This window comes from Methyloversatilis sp., from assembly GCF_030696805.1.
GTDB lineage: Bacteria > Pseudomonadota > Gammaproteobacteria > Burkholderiales > Rhodocyclaceae > Methyloversatilis.
Genome location: NZ_JAUYRO010000008.1, coordinates 1 through 7,251, shown reverse-complemented (window position 1 = coordinate 7,251; position 7,251 = coordinate 1). Strand labels below are relative to the sequence as shown.

The 7,251-nt window shown below is 68.0% G+C and carries 8 protein-coding genes and 1 pseudogene; all 9 read left to right on the top strand.

The genetic code is table 11. The annotated features are described in order from the left end of the window. On the top strand, positions 1-1,444 hold a 1,444-nt coding region (narH, locus tag Q8R75_RS00845; protein WP_305663485.1), incomplete at its 5' end, for a nitrate reductase subunit beta. Positions 1,445-1,446: 2 nt separating this feature from the next. Further along, a complete protein-coding gene (narJ, locus tag Q8R75_RS00840; protein ID WP_305613662.1) occupies positions 1,447-2,148 on the top strand; it encodes a nitrate reductase molybdenum cofactor assembly chaperone in 702 nt (233 codons plus the stop codon). Then, positions 2,145-2,882, top strand: a complete 738-nt coding sequence (gene narI / locus Q8R75_RS00835; protein WP_305613663.1) for a respiratory nitrate reductase subunit gamma — start codon at positions 2,145-2,147, stop codon at positions 2,880-2,882. The genes narJ and narI overlap by 4 nt, the downstream gene beginning before the upstream one ends. A 10-nt stretch (positions 2,883-2,892) precedes the next feature. Beyond that, complete coding sequence (locus tag Q8R75_RS00830) at positions 2,893-3,675, top strand: peptidylprolyl isomerase (RefSeq protein WP_305613664.1); 783 nt, start codon at positions 2,893-2,895, stop codon at positions 3,673-3,675. A 147-nt stretch (positions 3,676-3,822) separates the two neighbouring features. Further along, positions 3,823-4,860, top strand: a complete 1,038-nt coding sequence (locus tag Q8R75_RS00825; RefSeq protein WP_305613665.1) for a peptidase U32 family protein — start codon at positions 3,823-3,825, stop codon at positions 4,858-4,860. A 16-nt stretch (positions 4,861-4,876) separates the two neighbouring features. Next, the gene (locus tag Q8R75_RS00820) at positions 4,877-5,806 is read left to right on the top strand and encodes a U32 family peptidase (protein WP_305613666.1); all 930 of its coding nucleotides are present in this window, start codon (positions 4,877-4,879) and stop codon (positions 5,804-5,806) included. Next, a complete protein-coding gene (locus Q8R75_RS00815) occupies positions 5,803-6,264 on the top strand; it encodes an SCP2 sterol-binding domain-containing protein (protein WP_305613667.1) in 462 nt (153 codons plus the stop codon). The genes Q8R75_RS00820 and Q8R75_RS00815 overlap by 4 nt, the downstream gene beginning before the upstream one ends. A gap of 16 nt (positions 6,265-6,280) precedes the next feature. Continuing rightward, a complete protein-coding gene (locus Q8R75_RS00810; RefSeq protein WP_305613668.1) occupies positions 6,281-6,979 on the top strand; it encodes a carbonic anhydrase in 699 nt (232 codons plus the stop codon). Between the two features lie 26 nt (positions 6,980-7,005). Then, positions 7,006-7,251: pseudogene (locus Q8R75_RS00805) on the top strand (hypothetical protein); the annotation flags it as partial.

Below are 7,251 nucleotides of genomic sequence, written 5' to 3'. Positions count from 1 at the left end.
GAACGTCTGGACCAGCCGTCCTGGCATGGAATACGCCTGGTTCAACAACGTCGAGACCAAGCCCGGCATTGGTTACCCCAAGGAGTGGGAAAACCAGGACAAATGGAACGGCGGCTGGGTTCGCAAGAGCGATGGCTCGATCGAGCCGCGCCAGGGTGGCAAGTGGAAGCTCTTGATGCGCCTCTTCGCGAATCCGAACATGCCGCAGATTGACGACTACTACGAGCCCTTCACCTTCGACTACGACCACCTGCAGTCGGCGCCAGAAATGCAGGCCACGCCGACGGCGCGGCCGCGCAGCCTGATCACCGGCAAGCGCATGGAGAAGATCGAATGGGGCCCCAACTGGGAAGAAATCCTGGGCGGCGAGTTCAGCAAGCGCAGCAAGGACAAGAACTTCGACGATGTGCAAAAGGACATCTACGGCCAGTTCGAAAACACCTTCATGATGTATCTGCCGCGGCTGTGCGAGCACTGCCTGAACCCGGCCTGTGTTGCCTCCTGCCCGTCGGGCTCGATCTACAAGCGCGAAGAAGACGGCATCGTGCTGATCGACCAGGACAAGTGCCGCGGCTGGCGCATGTGTGTATCCGGCTGCCCGTACAAGAAGATCTACTACAACTGGACCAGCGGCAAGGCCGAGAAGTGCATCTTCTGCTATCCGCGCATCGAAGCCGGCCAGCCCACCGTGTGTTCGGAAACCTGCGTCGGCCGCATCCGCTACCTCGGCGTGCTGCTGTACGACGCCGACCGCATCCAGGAAGCGGCGTCGGTCGAACATGACCGTGACCTCTACCCGGCGCAGCTCGCCATCTTCCTCGATCCGAACGACCCGAAGGTGATCGAACAGGCGCGTGTCGACGGCATCCCGGACGCATGGATGGAAGCGGCCCGGCACAGCCCGGTGTACAAGATGGCGGTCGAGTGGAAGGTGGCGCTGCCGCTGCACCCGGAATACCGCACGCTGCCGATGGTGTGGTACGTGCCGCCGCTGTCGCCGATCACCGCCGCCGCCAACGCCGGTCAGGTCGGCATCAATGGCGAAATTCCGGATGTGCATCAGCTGCGCATCCCGGTGAAGTATCTGGCCAACCTGCTGACCGCCGGCGACACCCAGCCGGTGGTGCGCGCGCTCGAACGCATGCTGGCGATGCGCGCCTACCAGCGCGCGAAGCACGTCGATGGCCAGATCAATCTGGCAGCGCTGAATCAGGTCGGGCTGACCCAGGCCGAGGTCGAGGACATGTACCACGTGATGGCCATCGCGAACTACGAAGACCGCTTCGTCATCCCGTCGGCCCACCGCGAATACGCGGAAAACACCTTTGACGTGCGCGGCGGCTGCGGCTTCTCGTTCGGCAATGGCTGTTCGGAAGGCAGTTCGGACAGCAGCCTGTTCGGCGGCTCGAAACGCCGCACGATTCCGATCAAGGCGGTGGTCTGATCATGGGACTGTTCACTGCATCCACCTCCGGGCGCATCGCCCACACATTGCGCGTCGCCGCGCACCTGCTGTCTTATCCGGACGCGGCGCTGCGTGCCCATCTGACCGACCTGCACGAAGCGCTGCACGCCGAAGGCGCGCTGTCGGCGTCGCGCATCGCCGAACTCGACGCGCTGATCGACCGCCTCGCCCAGGCCGATGTGCTCGACACCGAAGCCGCCTATGTCGAACTGTTCGATCGCGGCCGCAGCACCTCGCTGCACCTGTTCGAACATGTGCACGGCGATTCGCGCGACCGCGGTCCGGCAATGATCGATCTGGCACAGACCTACGAAAAGGCCGGTCTTTATCTCGCACCGGGCGAGCTGCCGGACTTCCTGCCGGCGCTGCTGGAGTTCGCCTCCACGCAGCCGCCGAAAGAGGCGCGCGCACTGCTCGCTGAAATGGCGCACATCCTCAATGCCGTGTTTTCCGCGCTGCTGCAGCGGCAGAGCGGCTACGCCAGCGTGCTCGGCGCACTGATTGAACTGGCGGGCGAAACGGCTCAGGCGGTCACCATCGCGCCCGATGAGCCACTCGACGAAAGCTGGGCCGAACCACTGGCCTTCGACGGCTGCTCGTCGAATGGCCAGGCCAAGCCCGGCGCCGTGCAACCCATACATCTCGTTCGCAAGTCCTCCGCCACTCAAGGAGTACAACCATGACATCCTGGCTCGACAATCTGCTGTTCGGTTACTACCCCTACATCTGCCTCGCGGTGTTCTTCGTCGGCAGCCTGCTGCGCTTCGACCGCGACCAGTACTCGTGGAAGAGCGATTCGTCGCAACTGCTGCGCCGCGGCCAGTTGCGGCTGGGCAGCAACCTGTTTCACATCGGTGTGCTGTTCCTATTCTTCGGCCACTTCTTCGGCATGCTGACGCCGCACTTCATCTACGAACCTTTCATCGGCGCCGGCGCCAAGCAGGTCGTGGCCATGGTGTCCGGCGGCATCGCAGGCGTGCTGGCCTTCGTCGGGCTGACGCTGCTGCTGCACCGCCGTCTCACCGAGCCGCGCATCCGCGCCACCTCGAAGACCAGCGACATCGTCATCGTCGTGCTGCTGTGGCTGCAGCTGCTGCTCGGGCTGGCCACCATCCCGCTGTCGGCACAGCATCTGGACGGCAGCATGATGATGAAACTGGCCGAATGGGCGCAGCGCATCGTCACCTTCCGCGCCGGCGCGCCGGAGCTGCTGGCCGAAGCGGGCTGGATCTTCAAGATGCACATGTTCCTTGGCATGAGCATCTTCCTGATCTTCCCCTTCACCCGCCTGGTCCATGTATGGAGCGGCTTCGCGTCGGTGTCCTACCTGTTCCGTCCGTATCAGGTGGTACGCGCACGCCGGCTCAACCTGCCAGCCGGCCACAACCAGCCGCGCCAGCCCGGCGCCGGCGTCTGAGGACATTGCCATGACCATCGAAAACCTGTCCCGCGTCGCACGCGTCAATGGCGTACCGATCAACAGCGCCGGCGAAGAACTCGTACAAGACGTGCTGCAGCAGCGCGCCTACACCGAACTGCTGCGACAGGCGGCGCAGCATGCCGGCCTGCTGCCGGCTGATGACCCCGCAACGGCGGACGGTGTCATCAGCGAGGCGGCCGCCGACGCGATCAACGTGCTGGTCGAGCAGTCCGTGCAGGTACCCGAACCGTCGGACGAGGCGTGCCGCCGTCACTACGCGGCACACGAGGCGACGTACCGAACAGGCGAGCGCGTGCGGGTGCGTCACATCCTGTTCGCAGTGACCGAAGGCGTCGACGTGGTCGCGCTGCGCAAGCGTGCCGAAGGCGTACTGCTGGACGTGCGCTGTCATGACGGGCAATCCGCCGATGTTTTCGGGCCCGCCGCCGGCCAGTATTCGAACTGCCCCACCGGCGCACAGGGCGGCGATCTGGGCTGGCTGAGCGCCGGCGACTGCGCGCCGGAATTCGCGCGCGAGCTGTTCGGTCACGCCGAGGTCGGCGTGCTGCCACGACTCGCGCACAGCCGCTTCGGCCTGCATGTCGTCGAGGTGCTGGAGCGCGATCCCGGCCGGGCGCAAAGCTATGAATCGGTGCGCGGCGCAGTCGCCGGTGCCTTGCGCCAGCAGAGCTTCGTGACCGCCCTGCGCCAGTACATGAGTCTGCTGGCCGGCGCAGCCGCGATCGAAGGCGTCGCGCTCGACAGCGCCGACTCGCCTCTGGTGCAGTGAAGTTCGCGGTGGCTGTGTGGCAACGCAACGATCACTGACCCTCGTCAACATGCCGTCCCGGCCCGCTTCCTAAGCTGGGCGACGCTGCGGGCCTCCCCGCCCGCAGCGTCCCGTGCATACGATCCGCTCACCACAGTCTGCCTCCACATGTCTGCCTCCACACACGCCGCCTCCCCTCCCCCGCGCAAACCCCGGCTCGTTTGCCCCGCCGGCTCGCTGCGCGCCCTCACGCTGGCCATCGACGCCGGCGCCGACGCCGTCTACATGGGCCTGAAGGACGCCACCAACGCGCGCAACTTCGCCGGCCTGAACTTCGACCTCGCGCAGGCGCGCGATGGCATTGCCTACGCGCGCAGCCGCGGCCGCGAAGTGCTGATGGCGCTCAACACCTTCGCCGACGCCCGCGCGCCCGGGCGCTGGTTCACCGCGGTCGATGCCGCCGCCGGGCTGGGCATCGACGCGCTCATCTGCGCCGACACCGCCGTGCTCGCCCATGCGCGCGACCATCACCCGCAGTTGCGCCTGCACCTGTCGGTGCAGGCCTCCGCCACCACGCAGGAGGCGATCGAGTTCTACCGCGAACGCTACGGCATCCGCCGCGCCGTGCTGCCGCGCGTGCTCACGCTGTCGCAGGTCGAACAGGTGTGCCGGCACAGCACGGTCGAGATCGAGGTGTTCGGCTTCGGCAGCCTGTGCGTGATGGTCGAAGGCCGCTGTGCGCTGTCGTCCTACGCCACCGGCCAGTCGCCGAACACGGCCGGCGTGTGCTCGCCGCCGTCGGCGGTGCGCTGGGAGGACGGCGCCGGCGGGGTGTCGGCCCGCCTGAACGGCGTGCTGATCGACCGCTACGCACCGGACGAGCCGCGCGGCTACCCGACGCTGTGCAAGGGCCGCTTCGATGTCGACGGCACGCGCGATTACGCGCTGGAAGAGCCGACCAGCCTGAACACGCTATCGCTGCTGCCGCAACTGATGGACATGGGCATCGCCGCGATCAAGATCGAAGGGCGCCAGCGCAGCCCGGCCTATGTCGAACAGGTCACCCGCGTCTGGCGCGCCGCCATCGACGACTGCGCCGCGCAGCCGTCGCGCTTCGCCGTGCAACCGGAATGGACCGCCGCGCTCGGCCGCTGGGCCGAAGGTCAGCAGCACACGCTGGGCGCCTACGACCGGCCGTGGCGCTGAAATCATGGAAGATCCGATGAATACCCGCATCGCCCTCACCGTCGGCCCGGTGCTGTACTACTGGCCGCGCCGCACCCTGCTCGACTTCTACGCCGAAGTGGCCGAGTCACCTGCCGACACCGTGGTGCTCGGCGAGGTGGTGTGCAGCCGCCGCCACGAAATGAAAGCCGACGACTGGCTCTCACTCGGCCGCGAGCTCGCCGCCTGCGGCAAGGAGGTGGTGCTGGCTAGTCAGGCGCTGCTCGAATCCGCCGCCGACCTGCGCGCGATGCACCGCTGGGCCGACCAGCCGGCATTCCTGGTCGAAGCCGGCGATGCATCGGCGCTGCGCGCACTGGCCGGCCGGCCCTTCGTGCTCGGCCCGCACATCAACGTCTACAGCGAGCCGGCGCTGCGCGAACACGCCGCGCTCGGCGCCATACGCTGGGTGGCGCCGGTCGAGCTCGGGCTGGACGCGCTGGCGCTGATCAACCCGCCGGCCGCGCCGGTAGCCGGCGGACCTGGCGCCGACACGCCGATCGCCACCGAAGTGTTCGCCTTCGGCCGGCTGCCGCTGGCCTTCTCCGCACGCTGCTTCACCGCACGCCACTTCCACCTGAACAAGGACGACTGCGGTTTCCGCTGCATCGAACACCCGGACGGCCTGCTGCTCGACACCACTGAAGGCCAGCCCTTCCTCGCGCTGAACGGCATCCAGACGCAGTCCGCCGCTCAGCACTGCCTGATCGCCGATGCACCCGCGCTGCGCGCCGCCGGCGTGCGCCGGGCACGGCTGTCGCCGACCGCGCAGCACTTCGGCACGGTGACCGCGCTGTTCGACTCGGTCTACAACAGTGGCGCCGACGCCCTCGCCGCCGCCGCTGAACTGGACGCGCTGAGCCTGCCCGGCGGTCTGGTCAATGGTTACGCACACCGCCGCCCCGGACTGGAAAGGATGCCCGCATGACGACCGCTCGCCCCGCTTCGCTGTCCGCCTCCCTGCCCGCACTGCCGCCGCCGCCCGCGGCGCTGCGCAGGTTGATTGCGCGCCTGCCGGTACATCCGCCGTCACTGCTGCTGGCCGCCGCGCTGAACCGCACGCTGCGCCCGCGCCTGCCTGACGACGCGGCCGCGGCGCTCGCCGGCCACACGGTCGAAATCGAGGTGCGCGACTTCGGCGTGCGGCTCCGGCTTGCACTGCGCGACGGCCGCTTCCACAGCGCCCCGGACCACGGCCCCGTCACGCTGCGCATCGCCGCCGACGCGGCCAGCTACCTGCGCCTGCTGCGCGGCAACGACGATGCCGACCGGCTGTTCTTCGAACGCGCACTGGTGATGGAAGGCGACACGGAGTACGGCCTGCTGCTGAAGAACACGCTGGACGCGATCGGCCCGCTGCTGCACTGGCCGGCGCCCCCGCGCTGAACCGGAGGTCAGCCCCATGCCCGACGAACTGCTCGCCCGCCTGCGCCGCTTTCACGACCACACCTTTCCCGGCGTGCAGGACCGGTTCCAGGATCTGGTGCGCGACGGCCAGCACCCGACCATCCTGTTCATCGGCTGTTCGGATTCGCGCCTCGTGCCCTATCTGCTGACCGGCACCGGTCCGGGCGAACTGTTCATCGTGCGCAACGTCGGCGCCTTCGTGCCGCCCTACGACATCCGCGCACAGCACGGACAGCTGGCCGGCTTTCACGGCACCACCGCCGCCATCGAATACGCCGTCCTGAACCTGAAGGTGGCGCACATCATCGTGTGCGGTCACAGCCACTGCGGCGGCGTGCGCGCGCTGTACGAGGGCGTCGACCCGGGCACGGCGCCCAACCTCGCCGCCTGGCTCGACCTCGGCCGCGAGGCGGTGCTGCCGGTGCAGCTCACCGACGAGGCGTTGCGCCGCACCGAACAACGCGCGGTCGTGCTGCAGCTGGAGCGGCTGATGGACTATCCGATGGTGCGCCGTCAGGTCGACGCCGGGCAGCTCGCACTGCACGGCTGGCATTACGTCATCGAGGACGGCGAAGTGCATGTGTTCGACGTGCACCAAGGCGCCTTCGTGCCGGCGTCCAGTTCCGAACACAGCGGCACCGGCCCCTTCCTGCCTTTCGCGGGCGACGACATCAGCCCGGTGGATGCGTGGTGAGCCCGGCGCTCGTTCATACTCGCGCCATGTCGACCCACGACCTGCCCCACGACTTCGCGCCGAGCAACCGGCGCGACTTTCCCGGCCGCCGCTGGCTGCTGGTCGCGCTGCGCTCGGCGCATCTGGTCGGCGTCGTGCTGGTCGGCAGCGCGCTGCTGACCGGGCAGGATGAATACCGTCGCGCCGCCGCTGCACTGATGCTGCTGACCGGCCTCGGCCTGTACGGCATCGAGGTGTGGAGCAAGCCGCGCCATGCGCTTGAACTTGCCGGC

What these genes read in the sequence shown, in the direction of transcription:
- narJ (WP_305613662.1), top strand. Translation starts at nt 1,447, where the DNA reads ATGGGACTGTTCACTGCATCCACCTCCGGGCGCATCGCCCACACATTG.
- narI (WP_305613663.1), top strand. Translation starts at nt 2,145, where the DNA reads ATGACATCCTGGCTCGACAATCTGCTGTTCGGTTACTACCCCTACATC.
- Q8R75_RS00830 (WP_305613664.1), top strand. Translation starts at nt 2,893, where the DNA reads ATGACCATCGAAAACCTGTCCCGCGTCGCACGCGTCAATGGCGTACCG.
- Q8R75_RS00825 (WP_305613665.1), top strand. Translation starts at nt 3,823, where the DNA reads ATGTCTGCCTCCACACACGCCGCCTCCCCTCCCCCGCGCAAACCCCGG.
- Q8R75_RS00820 (WP_305613666.1), top strand. Translation starts at nt 4,877, where the DNA reads ATGAATACCCGCATCGCCCTCACCGTCGGCCCGGTGCTGTACTACTGG.
- Q8R75_RS00815 (WP_305613667.1), top strand. Translation starts at nt 5,803, where the DNA reads ATGACGACCGCTCGCCCCGCTTCGCTGTCCGCCTCCCTGCCCGCACTG.
- Q8R75_RS00810 (WP_305613668.1), top strand. Translation starts at nt 6,281, where the DNA reads ATGCCCGACGAACTGCTCGCCCGCCTGCGCCGCTTTCACGACCACACC.